14 protein-coding genes are annotated in these 17,128 nt (G+C 69.9%); 9 read left to right on the top strand and 5 right to left on the bottom strand.

Translation table 11 applies throughout. The features are described 5' to 3' along the window. Nucleotides 1-49: 49 nt before the first annotated feature. Nucleotides 50-1,393, bottom strand: coding sequence for a gephyrin-like molybdotransferase Glp (gene glp / locus ABZ532_RS11460; protein WP_361281672.1), 1,344 nt, complete (start codon nt 1,391-1,393; stop codon nt 50-52). 79 nt (nt 1,394-1,472) lie between these two features. Continuing rightward, complete coding sequence (gene galU, locus ABZ532_RS11455; RefSeq protein WP_361281236.1) at nt 1,473-2,384, bottom strand: UTP--glucose-1-phosphate uridylyltransferase GalU; 912 nt, start codon at nt 2,382-2,384, stop codon at nt 1,473-1,475. Nucleotides 2,385-2,479: 95 nt separating this feature from the next. On the opposite strand from galU, the gene ABZ532_RS11450 reads away from it, so the two are divergent. Then, on the top strand, nt 2,480-3,091 hold the full coding sequence (locus ABZ532_RS11450) for a 5-formyltetrahydrofolate cyclo-ligase (protein ID WP_361281234.1): 612 nt from the start codon (nt 2,480-2,482) through the stop codon (nt 3,089-3,091). A 45-nt stretch (nt 3,092-3,136) separates the two neighbouring features. On the opposite strand, the gene ABZ532_RS11445 is transcribed toward ABZ532_RS11450, so the two are convergent. Then, on the bottom strand, nt 3,137-5,974 hold the full coding sequence (locus tag ABZ532_RS11445; RefSeq protein WP_361281232.1) for a penicillin acylase family protein: 2,838 nt from the start codon (nt 5,972-5,974) through the stop codon (nt 3,137-3,139). Between the two features lie 256 nt (nt 5,975-6,230). Between ABZ532_RS11445 and ABZ532_RS11440 the strand changes: the two genes are divergently transcribed. The 5 genes from ABZ532_RS11440 (at nt 6,231) to ABZ532_RS11420 (ending at nt 11,593) form a co-directional block, all read left to right on the top strand. Further along, nucleotides 6,231-7,745 (top strand): potassium/proton antiporter, encoded by a 1,515-nt coding sequence (locus tag ABZ532_RS11440; protein ID WP_361281670.1) that lies wholly within the window; start codon nt 6,231-6,233, stop codon nt 7,743-7,745. 382 nt (nt 7,746-8,127) lie between these two features. Further along, nucleotides 8,128-9,399: an MFS transporter gene (locus tag ABZ532_RS11435; RefSeq protein WP_361281230.1), complete on the top strand. Its 1,272-nt coding sequence runs from the start codon at nt 8,128-8,130 to the stop codon at nt 9,397-9,399. Nucleotides 9,400-9,467: 68 nt separating this feature from the next. After that, nucleotides 9,468-9,794 (top strand): FmdB family zinc ribbon protein, encoded by a 327-nt coding sequence (locus ABZ532_RS11430; RefSeq protein ID WP_361281227.1) that lies wholly within the window; start codon nt 9,468-9,470, stop codon nt 9,792-9,794. Between the two features lie 105 nt (nt 9,795-9,899). Next, nucleotides 9,900-10,778 (top strand): S-methyl-5'-thioadenosine phosphorylase, encoded by an 879-nt coding sequence (locus ABZ532_RS11425; protein ID WP_361281225.1) that lies wholly within the window; start codon nt 9,900-9,902, stop codon nt 10,776-10,778. Between the two features lie 305 nt (nt 10,779-11,083). Continuing rightward, nucleotides 11,084-11,593, top strand: a complete 510-nt coding sequence (locus ABZ532_RS11420; protein WP_361281223.1) for an RcpC/CpaB family pilus assembly protein — start codon at nt 11,084-11,086, stop codon at nt 11,591-11,593. A gap of 4 nt (nt 11,594-11,597) precedes the next feature. Here ABZ532_RS11420 and ABZ532_RS11415 read toward each other — a convergent pair whose 3' ends face one another. Further along, a complete protein-coding gene (locus ABZ532_RS11415; RefSeq protein ID WP_361281220.1) occupies nt 11,598-11,810 on the bottom strand; it encodes a hypothetical protein in 213 nt (70 codons plus the stop codon). A gap of 138 nt (nt 11,811-11,948) precedes the next feature. Here ABZ532_RS11415 and ABZ532_RS11410 point away from each other — a divergent pair, with 138 nt between their 5' ends. The 3 genes from ABZ532_RS11410 to ABZ532_RS11400 all read left to right on the top strand — a co-directional run bounded on the left by ABZ532_RS11410 (nt 11,949) and on the right by ABZ532_RS11400 (nt 15,402). Beyond that, nucleotides 11,949-13,175 carry a low temperature requirement protein A gene (locus tag ABZ532_RS11410; RefSeq protein WP_361281218.1) on the top strand — a complete coding sequence of 409 codons (1,227 nt, stop codon included), beginning with the start codon at nt 11,949-11,951 and terminating at the stop codon, nt 13,173-13,175. A 162-nt stretch (nt 13,176-13,337) separates the two neighbouring features. Further along, on the top strand, nt 13,338-14,366 hold the full coding sequence (locus ABZ532_RS11405; protein ID WP_361281216.1) for a P1 family peptidase: 1,029 nt from the start codon (nt 13,338-13,340) through the stop codon (nt 14,364-14,366). A 157-nt stretch (nt 14,367-14,523) separates the two neighbouring features. Continuing rightward, nucleotides 14,524-15,402, top strand: coding sequence for a DUF6227 family protein (locus ABZ532_RS11400; protein ID WP_361281214.1), 879 nt, complete (start codon nt 14,524-14,526; stop codon nt 15,400-15,402). A 116-nt stretch (nt 15,403-15,518) separates the two neighbouring features. Here the strand turns inward: ABZ532_RS11400 and ABZ532_RS11395 are convergent, their stop codons facing one another. Then, on the bottom strand, nt 15,519-17,108 hold the full coding sequence (locus ABZ532_RS11395) for an MFS transporter (protein ID WP_361281212.1): 1,590 nt from the start codon (nt 17,106-17,108) through the stop codon (nt 15,519-15,521). Between the last annotated feature and the right edge of the window lie 20 nt (nt 17,109-17,128).

Here is a 17,128-nt window from a genome sequence, read left to right as displayed (position 1 = left end):
GGCTCCCGGTCACTGTGTGGTGAGACACCGTACCGCCACGGCGGGGCGCTCAGCCGAGCAGGATCACCTCCGTCTCGGTGCCCGGCTCAAGGGAGGTGACGGCCTCGGGGACCACGATGAGCGAGTCGGCTTGAGCGAGGGCCGCGACCAGATGGGATCCGCTGCCGCCGACCGGGGTGACGGTGCCCTTCTCCGCATCGTAGGCGCCTCGCAGGAACTGGCGCTTGCCGGCAGGAGAGAACAGCGCCTTGTCGGCCCGCAGCTCGGCGCGCACCTGCGGGCGGTGGACGTCCTTCAGACCCATCAGGGCGCGGATGGCGGGGCGTACGAACAACTCGAAGGACACATACGACGACACCGGGTTGCCCGGCAGTGCCAGCAGAGGGGTGCGGTCGGGACCGATCGGGCCGAAGCCCTGCGGTTTGCCCGGCTGCATGGCGAGCGTACGGAAGCTCACCCCCGTGGCCTGCTCCTCCGTGTCGCGCTCCTCTTCGGTGTCCGTGTCGGCGGTATCGCCGTGCGCGTCGCCGACCGTCGACAGCGCCTCCTTGACGACGTCGTACGCACCGACGCTGACCCCACCGGTGGTGACCATCAGATCGGCGCGGACCAGCTGGTCCTCGATCGTGGCACGCAGCTCGGCGGCGTCATCGGTGACCGCTCCGACGCGATAGGCGATGGCCCCCGCGTCCCTGGCCGCCGCGGTGAGCGCGAAACTGTTGGAGTCGTAGATCTTGGCCTCGCTGAGCTCCTCCCCCGGCTGGACCAGCTCACTGCCGGTGGAGAGCACGACCACACGCGGACGGGGACGCACCCGGACTGTGCCCCGGCCGATCGCGGCGAGCAGTCCGATCTGCGGAGGGCCGAGAACCGTGCCCGCCGCCAGGGCGAGGTCGCCGGAGCGCACATCGCTGCCGCGGGCCCTGACGTGGGCCCGTGGGCCCGCGGACCGGTGGACCCTGACCTCGCCGCTCGCGCCTTCGGGAGCGTGCCCGGCCGGGCGCATGGCCGTGGCGGCACCCCCGCCGCCGCCGCCGTCGGTCCACTCGACCGGTACGACGGTCTCGGCACCGGGCGGCAGCGGTGCACCGGTCATGATGCGGGCGGCCTGCCCCGGGCCCACTTCGCCACCGCCGCTCAGCCCGCCGCTGCCCGCGGCGACGTCCCCGATGACGGCGAGGACCGCGGGGAACTCCTCGCTCGCACCCGCGATATCGGTCACCCGGACCGCGTAGCCGTCCATCGAGCTGTTGTCGAAGGGGGGCAGGTCGACGGGTACGGTCACGTCCTCGACCAGGACGCAGCCCTGGGCGTCGAGCAGTTGGAGCTCGATCGGCTCCAGCGGGCGGACCGTGGCGAGGATGTCCTTCAGGTGCTCGTCCACTGACCACACCGCGGCCGCGTGTGCGTCCGTACGGTCCTTGCGGCCGCCACCCTGGCCTGCGGACGGAGTTGCCGTACTGCTCAAAGTGCTACATCTCCTCGGTGACGTAACGGCGGAGCCAGGCCCGGAAGTCCGGTCCCAGGTCTTCACGTTCGCACGCGAGTCTGACAATGGCACGCAGGTAGTCGCCGCGGTCACCGGTGTCGTAACGCCGGCCCTTGAAGACGACGCCGTGCACGGGGCCGCCGACCTTCTCGTCGACGGCGAGCTTCTGAAGCGCGTCGGTCAGCTGGATCTCGCCGCCGCGGCCCGGCTCGGTCTTGCGGAGTATCTCGAAGATCGCGGGGTCGAGGACATAGCGGCCGATGATCGCGTAACTGCTCGGCGCCTCGGCCGGGTCGGGCTTCTCGACCAGACCGGTGACCCGGACCACGTCCGCTTCACCGGTGGGCTCGATGGCGGCGCAGCCGTAGAGCCCGATCTGGGAGGGCTCGACCTCCATGAGAGCGATGACGCTGCCGCCTTCACGCTCCTGGATGTCGACCATGCGGGACAGCAGCGGGTCGCGCGGATCGATCAGGTCGTCACCCAGCAGCACGGCGAAGGGCTGGTCCCCCACGTGCGGCGCCGCGCACAGCACGGCGTGGCCGAGGCCCCTGGGGTCACCCTGGCGCACATAGTGCATCGTGGCGAGGTCGCTGGACTCCTGCACCTTGCCGAGACGCTGGGCGTCGCCCTTGCGCCGCAGCGCCTCCTCCAGCTCGTAGTTGCGGTCGAAGTGGTCCTCGAGGGGCCGCTTGTTCCGGCCGGTGACCATGAGGACGTCCGACAGCCCGGCGCCCACCGCCTCCTCGACGACGTACTGGATGGCGGGCTTGTCGACTACAGGCAGCATCTCCTTGGGAGTGGCCTTTGTCGCGGGCAGGAACCGGGTTCCCAGGCCCGCGGCGGGGATGACAGCCTTGCTGATCCTGGGGCTGTTCCTGTGCGACTCAGTCATGCGGAGCACCCTATCGGGTGGCTTTGGGAGCAGGATGAGCCTCCGGTTAACTTTCCTCTCATAAAGGCGCATTGACTGAGGTTTGCGAGGCTGCTGTGGATGGCGATCCGTCCGACCTGTCCGGAAAGGGCGCGAAAGAGGCTCTGCGTCGTGAACTGCTCGGCGCCCGGCGCCTGCTGTCCGCCGAGGACGCCGGGGAAGCCGCTGCGGTTCTCGCCCGGCACGCGCTCGAACTCCCTGAGCTCGCCTCCGCCCGCACCGTGGCCGCCTATGTGTCGGTGGGGCGCGAGCCCGGCACCCGCGCGCTGCTCGACGCGCTGCGCGCCGGGGGCGTACGCGTGCTGCTCCCCGTGCTGATGGCCGACAACGACCTCGACTGGGCGGAGTACGAAGGCGCGAACCGGCTGGCGGCCGCCGGGCGCGGGCTGCTGGAACCGGCCGGCCCGCGGCTCGGACCCGAGGCCGTCCTCGATGCGCAGGCCGTGCTGCTGCCCGGGCTCGCGGTGGACGAGCGGGGTCTGCGCCTCGGCCGCGGCGGGGGCTCGTACGACCGTGTCCTCGCCCGGCTCGAAGCCGCGTCCGCCCGCCCGGCCCTTGTCGTGCTCCTCTACCCGAACGAGGTGGTCGCGCGGGTCCCGGAGGAACCGCACGACCACCCCGTACACGCGGTGGTGACGCCGGAGGGCGTCCGCAGGTTCGCGGTCTGAGCGGCCTGGGCGATCTCAGCGGCCTGCCCGGTCAGCGCCTGCCGGTCACGGACTCAGGGTCAGCGTGTCCTCCGTCTTTGCGGCGACCGCCTGATCCCCGTAGGCCCAGTCCAGGAGCTCGCCCCTGGCCCACTTCTCCGTCTGGTCGGTGTAATGCGCGTGGTAGGCGTGCCCGGAGGCGCCGGCCAGATTGATCCAGCGGGACTTGTCCCAGTCTCCGACGTTGACGATCATCCGCATCGACGGCACCCAGATCACCTCGTAGCCGCCCGCCGCGTTCCAGCCGGTCGCGTTGACCGCGGCCTCGCCGCCGCCGAGGTTCCACGGCCCACGGTTGAGCATCCACTGAAGGAAACCCGGGCCGCTGGTGCCGAGGGTCTGGTTCTTCAGGGTCAGCTGGTGCAACCGGCCCCAGTTCCAGCTCGAGACGTCCTTGCCGAGCTTGGCGGTGAGCTCCCAGCGGGCGTCGTCCAGCGCCCGGGCCAGCAGCTGGTCACGGGTCGCGGTGGCGGTCTCCTGACGGTTCGGCGGGGTCTGCCACCACTCACTGGCCTCGTTCTTCAGCAGCCCGCGTACCACCTCGTACCAGCGGTCACCGCCGTCCGGCTGGGCCGACGAGGCCTCGCGCTGCCCGCACTCGCGCACCAGGCGGCTCAGGTCGTCGACCGGGCCCGTACTGTCGGCCGGGCGGACGTTGAGGCACTCGTCCTTGACCCTGAGCTCCTTGGGCAGCTTGTTACCGAAGGCCAGCTTGAGGAGATTGCGCCAGACCGCGTTGAAGTAAGCGGCGGCCCCCGAGTCCGGCTCCTGTGTGTAGTCCCAGCCCTCGAGAAGCTTCTGGGCCTCGCGGACATAGGGGTCGGACACATCGACCTTCAGCAGGTACGGGGTCAGCAGCCTGGCGATCTCGCTGCTGTTGTCCATCTGCATGGTGCGCATGTCATCCGTCGAGATCTTCCCGCCGTCCTTGATCTTCGACTCGATGAGGTCGTTGATCCGCTGACTGCGGGAACCGTAGCCGTAGTCCGACGTGATCGGGTGCGGGTACTTCCTGGCGTCCACGACGGACTGGTTGGCGGTCACGATGTAGCCGCGCTGAGGGTCGTACTCGTACGGCAGCTCGTCGAAGGGGATGTAGCCCTTCCAGTCGGACGTCGGATCCCAGCCGGGCGTCGGCATCGAGCCGTCGTACTTCTTGGAGCGTACGGGGATCCTGCCGGGGGCCTGGTAGCCGATGTGGCCCTTGGTGTCGGCGTAGATCAGGTTCTGGGACGGAACCTCGAAGTCCTTGGCCGCGGCCCTGAAGCCCTTCCAGTCCTTGGCGCGGTTGATCCTGAAGACCGCGTCCATGGACTTGCCCGGACTCAGCGCGGTCCACTTCAGCGCCACCGCGTAGCCCTCACCACGGTCCGGGGCGGCGCCCTTGATGGGGGCGCGCTCGCCGACCGTCTCGAGCTCCTCGCTGCGGTCGGAGATCAGCGGCCCGTGCTGGGTCTCGCGGACCAGGATCGTGTGGCTCTGACCGCCCGCGACCTTGATGGTCTCCTCGCGCGTCGTGAACGGCTTGACCTTGCTGCCGGAGGTGTAGCCCTGCTCGGTGACGCGCTCCAGGTAGAGGTCGGTGACGTCGGCGCCGAGGTTGGTGAAGCCCCAGGCGATGTCCTGGTTGTGTCCGATGATCACGCCCGGCATACCCGAGAAGGTGTAGCCGGCGACGTCGAAGGCGCAGTCGTCCGAGACAGCGCGGCAGTGCAGCCCCATCTGGGACCAGAGCGAGGGCAGCTGCGGCGCGAGGTGCGGGTCGTTGGCGAGCAGCGGCTTGCCGGTGGTGGTGAGGTCGCCGGAGACGACCCAGGAGTTGGATCCGATGCCGTTGCCGTTGGGGCCGAGCGGGGTCGGGACCTTGTCGAGGGAGTCGGCGACCCGGGAGAGTGACGAGAGCGAAGCGATGGCGTCCATCTGCGACTGCGTGCCCTGGGACGAACCCGGGGCGTCGTTTCCGGTCGCGGCCGAGGCATCGGTGCCGGTCCCGTCGCTGCCGCCGTTGCCGCCCCGCTGCGAGGACTGCTGCTGGGAAGCCGGGTCCGCCTTCGGGTCCCATTTCCCGCTGCCGGTGTCGACGGCCCCGCCCTGGACGATCGGCTGATGCAGCTCGTACGGATAGTCCGGGTAGAGCTCCTTGATCTGCTGAGCGCTCAGCCTGCTGCTCATCAGCGACCGGTCGATCTCGTCCTGCATGTTGCCGCGCAGGTCCCAGGCCATCGCCTTGAGCCAGGCCACCGAGTCGACCGGTGACCACTTCTCCGGCTTGTAGTCGTTCGTGAAGCCGAGCGCGGCGTACTCGACCGAGATGTCGTCGTTCTCCCGCCCGGCGAGATACGCGTTGACCCCGGCGGCGTACGCCTGGAGGTACTCCTTGGTCTCCTTCGACAGGACGTTGTCGTACTCCTGCTGGGCCACCCTGCGCCAGCCAAGAGTCCGCAGGTAGGCGTCCGTGTCGACCTGGCCGGAGCCGAACATCTCGGAGAGCCGGCCGGCGGTGACATGGCGGCGGACGTCCATCTCCCAGAAGCGGTCCTGGGCGTGCACGTATCCCTGTGCGCGGAACAGGTCCTCGTCGCTGTTCGCGTAGATCTGCGGGATCCCGTTGCCGTCCCGTTTCACCTCGACACGGCCCGACAGACCGGGGAGTTCGATCGTCCCGGTCGTCTGCGGGAACGAGGCGCGGACCGTACTCAGGCCCCAGTAAGAGCCCCAGCCGACGGTCCCGATCAGCGCCAGCACCAGCACGATCACGATCAGACGGGCGCGTCGCCCCTTCTTCTTAACGGGCGCTTCGACCGCCGGGGCGGCTGCCTCGGGGGCGGCTGTGGAGGAGGGCATCGCTGTCCTTCGAGGGGCAGGGTGGTCCAAGTGAGTGCTGGAGCAACCATAGGCGCAGCGCGAAACCGGCCCGGACGCGGTATCAGTAACGCCATGTCGACATCGTCGCAAGATCGCAGCTATCGAACTGGCGATCCAATCGATCACCGAGCATCAAGAAAACGTTAACGATTAGGTAAGGTAACGAAGTGTCTGGCGAGGTGTCGCCCCCGGAGGAACGTTCCGGCGCGGCAGACATGAAGGGAAGGATCGGCCACTGACTGTCCACCAGCTCAATGAACTCCTGCTCATCTGCTCGCTCGTCCTGCTCATCGCCGTCGCGGCGGTGCGTGTCTCGTCCCGGAGCGGGCTGCCGAGCCTGCTGCTGTACCTGGGCATCGGGATCGCCATAGGGCAGGACGGGTTCTTCCACGTCAAGTTCGACAACGCCGAACTGACGCAGGTGATCGGCTATGCCGCACTCGTGGTGATCCTGGCCGAGGGCGGCCTGGGCACCAAGTGGAAGGAGGTCAAACCGGCACTGCCCGCGGCGGCTTCACTGTCGCTCGTCGGCGTGGCGGTGAGCGTGGGCATCACCGCGGCCGGTGCGCACTATCTGGTCGGGCTGGAGTGGCGCCAGGCTCTCATCATCGGCGCGGTCGTCTCCTCGACGGACGCCGCCGCGGTCTTCTCCGTGCTGCGCAAGGTGCCACTGCCCTCGCGCATCACCGGCACGCTGGAAGCCGAGTCGGGTTTCAACGACGCCCCGGTCGTCATCCTTGTCGTGGCCTTCTCGACGGCCGGTCCGGTGGAGGACTGGTACATCCTCATCGGCAAGATCATTCTCGAACTGGCGATCGGCGCCGCCATCGGCCTCGCCATGGGGTTCCTGGGCGCCTACGCCCTGCGCCATGTGGCTCTGCCCGCCTCCGGCCTCTACCCGATCGCCGTGATGGCGATCGCCGTGACGGCGTACGCGGCGGGCGCCATCGCCCACGGCAGCGGGTTCCTCGCCGTCTACCTGGCCGCCGTGGTGCTCGGCAACTCGAAGCTCCCGCACTGGCCCGCCACCCGGGGCTTCGCCGAGGGCCTCGGCTGGCTCGCCCAGATCGGGATGTTCGTCCTGCTCGGCCTGCTGGTGACACCGCACGAGCTCGTGCACGACTTCTGGACGGCCGTCACGATCGGCCTGGCCCTGACGATGGTCGCGCGGCCGATGTCGGTGTTCCTCAGTCTGCTCCCGTTCAGAATCGCCTGGCAGGAGAAGGCACTGATGTCATGGGCCGGTCTGCGCGGAGCGGTCCCCATCATCCTGGCGACCATCCCGATGGTCTACGAGATCGAGTACAGCAGGCGGATCTTCAATATCGTCTTCGTGCTCGTCGTCGTCTACACCCTGGTGCAGGGGCCGACACTGCCCTGGCTGGCGAAGGCGCTACGGCTCGGCGACGGGAGCGAGGCGGCCGACCTCGGCATCGAGTCGGCGCCCCTGGAGCGGCTGCGCGGGCATCTGCTGTCGGTCGCGATCCCGGCGAAGTCGCGGATGCACGGTGTCGAGGTCGCCGAACTCCGGCTGCCCGCGGGTGCCGCCGTCACCCTCGTCGTACGCGAGGGCAAGAGCTTCGTACCGCTGCCGTCCACCGTGCTGCGACGCGGGGACGAGCTGCTGGTCGTGGCGACGGACCCGGTGCGGGATGCGGCGGAGGCGCGGCTGCGGGCGGTGGGGCAGGGCGGAAAGCTGGCCGGCTGGCTGGGGACCGGGCGCGGAGGCTCCGGGCCGGGCCGCCGTTGAGGCTCGGCTTCCCGCTTCGGAGCCGTTCGCCGGGCCGCCGTTCAGGCTCGGCCTCCTCTTCGGGGCCGTTCGCCCGGTCTCCCTCTGAGGCCGGGCCACCGATGGAAGGTGCAGGTGCGGCCTCCGGGCCGGTGCCCCGGGTAATCCCAGGGAACCGTCACGGTCCGTCGCACATTTCTGAGGGGGATCCCTCCTCACCCCTGTACCATGAAGGCACACAGCACGACCAACTCTGCCTGACGCAGAGCTGGCGCGACCGTATGGCGACCGAGTCTTCCCTTCAGCGGACACCGGTATCTACCGCAGTTACGCGCAAGAGGACAGCTCTCGGCCCCTCCCGGCATCCCGGGTGGCGCTACCAGGCGGCAGAAAGGCAAGGACCGTGGAGTCCACGGTCGCTCCTGACAAGCGCCCCGGTTACGGGCAGCTGCTCCGCACCCCCGGAGCCTGGACATTCCTGCTTCCCGGATTCGCAGCCCGGCAGCCCTTCGCGATGCTCACGATCAGCATCGTGCTGCTGGTCCAGCACACCACCGGCTCGTACGGCACCGCCGGGGCCGTGGCCGCCGTCACCGGGGTCGCGATGGCGCTGTTCGCACCCCAGAGCGGCAAGCTCGCCGACCGATTCGGCCAGCGCACCGTGTTGCTGCCCGGCGTGGTCGTGCACGCCGTCTCCGGCGTGGCGCTGACCGCTCTGGCACTGGCGGACGCGCCCCTGTGGGCGCTGTTCGCGGCAGCCGTGCCCACTGGTGCATCGGTGCCCCAGGTCAGCCCGATGGTGCGGGCCCGCTGGGCGGCGAAGCTCGGCGGCTCGCGTCTGATGCCGACGGCTGCGGCGTTCGAGTCCGTCACGGACGAGTTCACCTTCGTGGTCGGACCGGTGCTGGCCACGGCCCTGTGCACCGGTGTCCACCCCGCTGCCGGTCTGTTCACCGAGGCCGCTCTCACCCTGGTCGGCGGAGTGCTATTCGCGGCCCAGCGCCGCACCCAGCCGCCGTTCGGCCACCCGGACGCCCATGAGCGGGTGCAGCGCGCCTCGGCACTGTCCGTGCCGGGCGTACGGGTGCTCGCCGTGACGTTCCTCGGGATCGGCTCCGTCTTCGGCGGAATGCAGGTTTCGCTCGCCGCCTTCACAGAAGAGATCGGGCAGCCGGGGATCAGCGGACTGCTCTATGGGATGTTCGCGGCCGGCAACATGCTGGCCGGCGTCGCCGTGGGTGCCATCGCCTGGAAGTCCGGCCCGCGACGCCGGCTGGTGCTCGGGTATCTGGGCCTGACGGCCGCCACGTCCCTGCTGTGGACGGCCGACTCCGTCGTCACCCTCGGCGTGCTCGGCCTGTTCGTCGGCCTGTGCATCGCGCCCGCGCTGATCGCCGGCTTCACCCTGGTCGAACCGCTGGTGCCGGCCTCTGCCCGTACCGAGGCGTTCACGTGGCTGACCGGCGCGGTGGCCCTCGGGCAGGCAGCCGCGGTGACGGTCGCGGGGCGTCTTGCGGACGCGTTCGGTTCGAGCACCTCGTTCCTGGTGCCGCTGGTGGGCACGGCACTCGCGCTGATCACCCTGGTGGCATTGCGTTCGCGGCTCGTTCCGCAGGCACACAGCCGGACCGTCGCACGTGGTGTCGGTCACCGCGTGCCCGTGGCAGTGGACTGATCCGGCGGAATACGTCACTATGGATCGTCGTTAGCACTCATTGAGTGTGAGTGCCAGGAGGAAGACAAGTGCCGACCTACCAGTACCAGTGCACCGAGTGCGGCGAGGGCCTCGAGGCGGTGCAGAAGTTCACTGATGACGCCCTGACGGAGTGCCCGAACTGCAAGGGCCGCCTGAAGAAGGTCTTCTCGGCGGTCGGCATCGTGTTCAAGGGCTCCGGCTTCTACCGCAACGACAGCCGTGGTTCGTCGTCGAGCAGCTCGCCGGCGTCGTCCGCGAAGTCGTCGTCGGACGCGAAGCCCGCCTCGTCGAGCACCTCCAGCGACTCCGGCTCCACCGGCAGTTCCAGCAGCTCCAGCAGCACGACCGCTTCCAGCGGTTCGTCCGCCGCGTAGGCGCCGCACAGCCGAAGGTCCTTCCAAGGCCCCCTCCGCTTGCCGAACGTTCGTTCGCAGCGGGCGGGGCCTTCGGCCTACAACCGCGCGGCTACTGTGATCGCCATGGCCAACGCAGAGGACACACCGCGCGAGACCGCCCGCGAGACACCCCTTCGCGCCGAGATCGGCGTGATCGGCGGTTCCGGGTTCTACTCGTTCCTGGAGAACGTCACCGAGGTGGAGGTACCGACTCCCTACGGCAGCCCCAGTGACTCGCTGTTCCTCGGTGAGGTCGCCGGACGGCGCGTCGCCTTCCTCCCCCGGCACGGGCGCGGCCACCACCTGCCGCCCCACCGCATCAACTTCCGGGCCAACCTGTGGGCGCTGCGCTCGGTCGGGGTCCGCCAGGTGCTCGCGCCCTGCGCGGTGGGCGGTCTGCGGACCGAGTACGGGCCGGGCACGCTGCTCGTCCCGGACCAGCTCGTGGACCGGACGAAGTCACGGCACGACACGTACTACGACGGCGAGCCGCTGGCAGGCGGCTCGGCGCCCAACGTGGTCCATGTGTCCCTGGCGGACCCGTACTGCCCCGAAGGACGGAAAGTGGCGCTCGCGGCGGCCCGCGGGCGGGACTGGGAGCCCGTCGACGGCGGAACGCTGGTGGTGGTCGAGGGTCCGCGCTTCGGTACGCGCGCAGAGTCGCGCTGGCATGCGGCGATGGGCTGGTCCGTGGTCGGCATGACCGGCCATCCGGAAGCGGCGCTCGCCCGTGAGCTGGAGCTCTGCTACACGTCGATGGCCCTCGTGACGGACCTCGACGCGGGGGCCGAGACGGGCGACGGCGTCTCGCACGGCGAAGTCATGAAGGTCTTCGCCGCAAACGTGGACCGGCTGCGCGGAATCGTCTTCGACGCGGTGGCCGGGCTCCAGACGACCGGGGAGCGCGCCTGCCTGTGCTCGAAGGCCCTGGACGGGCTGGACACCGGCATAGAACTGCCCTGACGATCCCCTGCTCACCCCGCGTTCACTCCGCGGGGTGAGCGAGTTTTCCACAACCGGCGACTGCTCCACAGGCCCGCGCAGGACGGCGGCGGAGCGTGGATCGTGAGGTGCCTGCGGAACGACTCCGCAGGCACCTCACGAAGGGCGGTCCGAAGATGTCGCCGCTTTCTCGCCAGGAACACGAAGCCCCGTGGGAGCAGGACTTCTCGCGCGGACCTGACACGCGCCGGCACCAGCTCGCGCATCAGCCGGCGCAGGGACATCCAGCCCTGCCGCCGTCCTCACCGGCCCCGGATCCGCTGGGCATGCCGCGATTCGCGCCGCTGTGCGTACGGACCGGGTGGCAGCGAGCGCGGCTGGGGCACGCGCTGCGCCGACGGCGGCGTGCACTGGCCGCCGGGCTCGCGGTGACCGCGGCGACGCTGGCGGCCTGGGGCCCCGAGGGTCTCGGCGCTGCTGTCGCGCAGCCACCTCACGCGGGCGCGGCCACACTGAAGCCGGCGCATCCACCACCTCCGGTGGAGGTCGTCTCCGCCCCCGTGCGCATCGCGGACGCGGAGACCGTGCGGCTGCTGCGGCCGGGAGACCGGGTCGACGTGATCGCCGCAGCCGGGTCCCCCGGCTTCGGGACGGGCGCCCCTCCTGACGCCGCCGCCCGTGTCATCGCGACCGGCGCACGGGTGCTGCGGGTTCCGCGGCCCGAAGGGGCTCAGCCGGACGGCGGGGCGCTGGTGGTCCTGTCGGTCCCCCGCCCGGTCGCCTCGGCACTGGCGGGCGCCGGTACGACCTCACGCCTGGCGGTGGTGCTGTGCTGAGGGCTCAGAGATGGTGCGGGGGCTTCTCGTCGAGGAAGCGGGCGAGATCCGCGGCACTGCCGGCGCCTGGCACCGAAGGCCGCTCACCCCATCCGCGGTCCGTGTCGTCGGAGGACTGCTGGTCCAGCGGATCATCGAAGATCAGCGCAGCTGCGGGACGGGGCTCGGGCCCGGGCTCGTCCGCATCGGGCGCTCCGGAGGTGGGGGCGGTGCTCATACGCCCAGAATATGCCGGGCACGAACCAAGCTGCCGCCATGGCCATGACGAGCGGATGCGGGGGCGTCCTCGGCGGGACCACCTGAGGAGGGCGGCAGGCAAGGGTGCGAACTCAGCCCTTTCTGCTGTGCTGGACATATGACGTCCACACCCACATCGGCACCAGACGACCGGTTCAGGCCCGTGCGCCGTATGCGTGCGCGCCCCCGGGACGAGGAGCACCGCGCCGCCACGCCCCTGGAGCTGTTCTTCGACCTGTGCTTCGTCGTGGCCGTCGGACAGGCCGGGGTCCAGCTGGTGCACGCGCTCGTCGAGGGACATGTCAGCGAGGGCATCGTCGGCTACCTGTTCGTCTTCTTCGGCGTTTTCTGGGCCTGGATGAACTTCACCTGGTTCGCGTCCGCCTACGACTGCGACGACGTGCCCTACCGGATCGCCACTCTGGTGCAGATCTGCGGAGTGCTGATCTATGCGGCGGGCGTGCCCCGGGCGTTCAACGAGAACGACTGGACGATCGCCGTCATCGGTTATGTCGTGATGCGGATCGCACTGACCGCGCAGTGGCTGCGGGCGGCCGCGTCCGAGTCCCCGGGCCCCGCCCGCCGCACCGCCCTCGAGTACGCCGCGGGCGTGGTCGTCTGCCAGGCGGCCTGGATCGCTCTGCTGAGCGTGCCGGACGGCGCCAAGCGCTGGCTGTTCCTGGCCGTCGCTGCGGCCGAACTGCTGGTGCCGGTGTTCGCCGAGCGCGGCCACCAGACGCCTTGGCATCCGCACCACATCGCGGAGCGCTATGGCCTGTTCACCATCATCGTGCTGGGCGAGACGATGTTCGCGGCCACCATCGGCGTCCAGTCCGTGCTGGGTGAGATCGAGGAGTTCGGTGAGCTGGTGCCCATCGCGGCAGGCGGCATCCTCATCATCTTCTCGGCCTGGTGGATCTACTTCTCCGTCCCCGTGCACGAACGGCTGAGAGGCAACCGCGAGTCCATACCCTGGGGTTACGGGCACTTCCTGATCTTCGCTTCGGCCGCAGCGATCGGGGCGGGCCTGGAGGTGGCCGTGGAGCAGTCCGTGGACAAAGCACACATCTCACTGCTCGGAGCCTCGGCCGCGGTGACGATACCCACGGCGCTCTTCCTGCTCACCGTCTGGTACCTGCACGCCCGGCACTTCAAAAGGACTACCGCACAACAACTGCTGTTGCCGGTCTCGGTACCGCTCGTCCTCGCCTGCACCTTCGCCGGGCACTGGGCCGTGCTCGCCACCGGGCTCGTGGCGTCGGCCACCGTTGCGGTCGGGGTGACCCTGGCGAGCAGGCACCCGGAGACAGCGGAGTCCCCTGCCCTACCGGAAATGGAGGTATGACCGATGACGGCTGTGTGAGGCGGGGTCCGGTCGGTCGGTCGGTCGGTCGGTCGGTCGGTCGGTCGGTCGGTCGGTCGGTCGGTCGGTCAAGGGTCGCCGAAGGCCGGCAAAGCAGGAAGAGGGCCCGGGTAGTTGGGGCCACTCCCGTGATACGCAGAAGCCATGGCACTCAACGACGCACTGACCGATGTGCACGGCCTCCGGGTCGGACATGCCCGTCTCCCCGGGCCCGGCGCGCTCAGCGGCACCACGGTCGTCCTGGCTCCCGAAGGCGGGGCGGTCGCCGCCGTCGACGTACGCGGCGGCGGGCCGGGCACACGCGAGACCGACGCACTCGACCCACGCAACCTCGTACAGCGCGTCGACGCGGTCGTGCTGACCGGGGGCAGCGCATTCGGGCTGGACTCCGCGTCCGGTGTGATGGCGTGGCTGGAGGAGCGGGGTCGGGGTGTCCCCGCCGGACGTGAGCCGGGACAGGTCGTCCCGGTCGTCCCCTCCGCCTGTGTCTACGACCTGGGACGAGGAGGTGACTGGCACGCAAGGCCCGGTGCGGAGACCGGTCGGGCAGCGGTGGAGGCGGCAGCGCGCACGGAGCCGGGTGCCCCCGTCGAGGAGGGCTGTGTCGGCGCCGGGACCGGCGCGGTTGTGGGGCGCGTCAAGGGTGGTGTCGGCACGGCGAGCACGCGGCTGCCCGACGGGACCGTGGTCGCCGCGCTCGTCGTCGTCAACGCAGTGGGCTCCGCCGTCGATCCGGATACCGGTGTGCTCTACGGGCGGTACTTCACGGGGGAACGGCCCGTGTTCCCTTCCGCGGAGGTGCACGCGGGGGCGCTGCACCGTCTCGCCGAGGCGGCGGACGCTCAGGGGGCGCCTCCGCTGAACACCACCCTCGCCGTCGTCGCCACCGACGCCGAACTGACGCGCGCCCAGGCGCAGAAGCTCGCGGGGACGGCTCACGATGGAATCGCGCGCGCCGTGCGCCCGGTCCACCTGCTCAACGACGGGGACACCGTGTTCACCCTCGCAACCGGTGCGCGCCCGCTGGATGCCGCCCCGCTCGCGCTCAACCCCGTGCTCGCGGCGGGCGCGGACGTGGTGACGCGGGCAATTGTGCGCGCCATGCTGGCCGCTACGACGACGACCGGCCGAGGGGGCGACTTCCCGTCGTACCGCGAGCTGTACGCATGTTGAGAGGTACAAACGAGACGGAGCAAACAAGGACACGCGGAAACTTTGCGTCATGTCCCGTTCGTTTTCCCGAACCCGGGACGCGATGTCCGACCCAGGGACTACGTTAAGCAGTCACCAAGTGACGTGTGGCAACGGCCTGGAGATCCGGAGAACCACCTTGAACGATCCGTACGAGACAACCGAGACGCACCTCGAGCGGCTCCTGGGTCGGGCACTCAACTCCTTCGACCTTCCCGACACCGCGGTTGATCGGCTCGAATCCGCGCTGGCGCACGCCAGTTCGCTCCACTCCTCGCTCCACAGCGCGGGGCTGCACCGGTCGACCTACCGACATACATATCTGCTGGCCGACGGCTCTTCCCTCACCCTCTGGGAGCTCGTGCACAACAACGGGCGGGACGGTGTCGAGCAGCACGAGGTGTACGCGGAGGAGATGGAGGCGCGCATCGCCGCGTCCCGGCTCAGAGCCATGCGTCCGGACCGGCAGGACGATGCGGACGGCACGGACACCGCGGACAGCGCTCACCCCGCGGTCGGCGCAGGCCGAGAAGCAGGGTCGGGCAGCCCGAACGGCGTTGACGGGGTCGACGGCGGTGGTGGCGGCACGGACGGCGCCGCGGACGAGGCAGTGGACGATCTGGACGCCGATCTGGAGCTGCTCGGCAAGCTGCTCGCCGGGCCAGGGGCCGCACCACCGCGCACCTACGAGCCGGACAACTCCCCCGACCACGCACGCCGGTTACTTCGCCGGGCCGAGAACCCGGACAGGCCGGGCGAGGACACGGCACGGATGCTGCGTGCCGCCTTCGCTCACCACATCAGTCAGGCGTTCGGCCGCCAGTGCTTCATAGGCGGCCGGGGATCGGGCTTCACGCTCTACGAGCACGCGTTCCTGCTGCTCGACGGCACCGAGCTGAGTCTGTGGGAAGTGGAGCACACGGCGACCCCGGACGGCCGCCATATGTGCGAGGTGTACACGGACGAACGCACGGCACGCGGCGCGATCGAGCTCCGTGCTCGCGCCCGGGTGCGCTGATCCGCTACGGAGCGGATGCGTTCGGCTCGCACCACGGGAGGAGCCCGGCGCCCGGAGCGGTGCTCCGGGCGCCGGGCTCCCTACCCGCGCTCTGACGGCCTGCCCTCATATGCCCCCTACTTGGCCGGCACCGGCTCCTCCTGCCGCTGCTCCGGGAGCCCGCTGCCTGTCGCGGCCTCGGCCACGTCTTCGACCGCCGCGGCTTCCAGGTGCTGCTTCGGCCGCGCCGGCAGTGCGAACATCACCAGGAAGATCACACCGAGGACTCCGGCGACCCACCACAGGGAGTGCTCGAAGGCGTCGGAGAACGCCGTCCCCCGCGCCGCCGGCGATGTCGGCCGCGCATCGTCGATCACGCCGAAGAAGACCACCGCGACCAGGCCGAGGCCCAGCGCGTTGCCCGTCTGAGTGGTGGTGTTGATCAACCCGGACGCCGAACCGGCGTGCTCGCGCGGCACATCGGACAGCACCGCATCGGTCAGCGGGGCCACGATGAGCCCCATGCCGAGTCCCATGACCACCAGCGGGGCGATCATCTGCCAGGAGTGGATCCCCGTGCCGTACCGGTCGGCTTCCCAGATGTAGAGCAGCAGCCCCGCCATCATGGTCAGCGCGCCCGCCTGGAGCACCTTGCGTCCGAACCGCGGCACCAGCTGCTGCACCGACAGGCCCGCCGCCAGCGACACCGCGATGGAGAACGGCACCCCGGTCAGTCCGGACCTCAGCGGGCTCCAGCCCAGACCGATCTGCATGTACAGCGTCCAGACCAGGAAGAAGATGCCCATGACCACACCGAAGGTCAGCTGCACCGCGATACCCGCGGCGAAGCTCTTCACCCGGAACAGAGACAGCTCGACCAGCGGCGAGCCGTCCTTGCGCGTCTTGTACCGCTCGTAGGCCACGAACACCGCGAACATGACCGGGCTTGCCGCCATGCAGAGATGCCCCCACAGCGGCCAGTCCAGCTCACGGCCGCGCGTCAGCGGATAGATCAGCATCAGCAGTGCTGCCGTGGCGAGCACGACACCGATCAGATCGAGCCGAAGGGCCTTCTCGGCGCGCGACTCGGTGATGAACTTCCGGCCCAGGATGATGCCCGCGATACCGACCGGGAGATTGATCAGGAAGATCGGCCGCCACTCGAGACCGAAGAGGTTCCACTGGGTCAGCAGCGCTCCGAGCAGCGGTCCGGACACCGCGCCGAGCCCGACGACCGCACCGAACATCCCGAAGACCTTGCCGCGTTCGTGCGCCGGGAAGGTCACATGGATGATGGCGAGCACCTGCGGCACCATCATCGCCGCCATCGCACCCTGCAGCAGCCGAGCCCCGACCAGCATCTCCGTGCCCACCGCGAAGCCGCACAGCGCGGAGGCGAGCGTGAAGCCCGAGATGCCTATGAGGAACATCCGCCTGCGGCCGAAGATATCGCCGAGCCGGCCGCCCGTGATCAGACCGGCGGCGAACGCCAGCGCGTATCCGGCGGTGATCCACTGGATGGCCCCGAACGACGCCTCAAGGCTGCGTTCGATACTCGGGATCGCGATGTTGACGATGGTGACGTCGACCAGGTCCATGAAGGCCGCGGTCATCACGATGGCCAGGGCGATCCAGCGGCGCCGGTCCGCCACCTGATCCGGGGAGCGTTCAGGTGCGGGCAAGGGGTTGGGCGAGGCCGTAGCGGGCACGGCGGCTTGGGAGCTCATGCCGAGAAACCTATGCGGGA

Origin of the sequence: Streptomyces sp. NPDC019396, from assembly GCF_040632375.1 — a bacterium.
Lineage (GTDB): Bacteria > Actinomycetota > Actinomycetes > Streptomycetales > Streptomycetaceae > Streptomyces.
The sequence above is the reverse complement of the archived record's forward strand: the minus strand, read 5'-3'. Positions and strand labels throughout refer to the sequence as shown.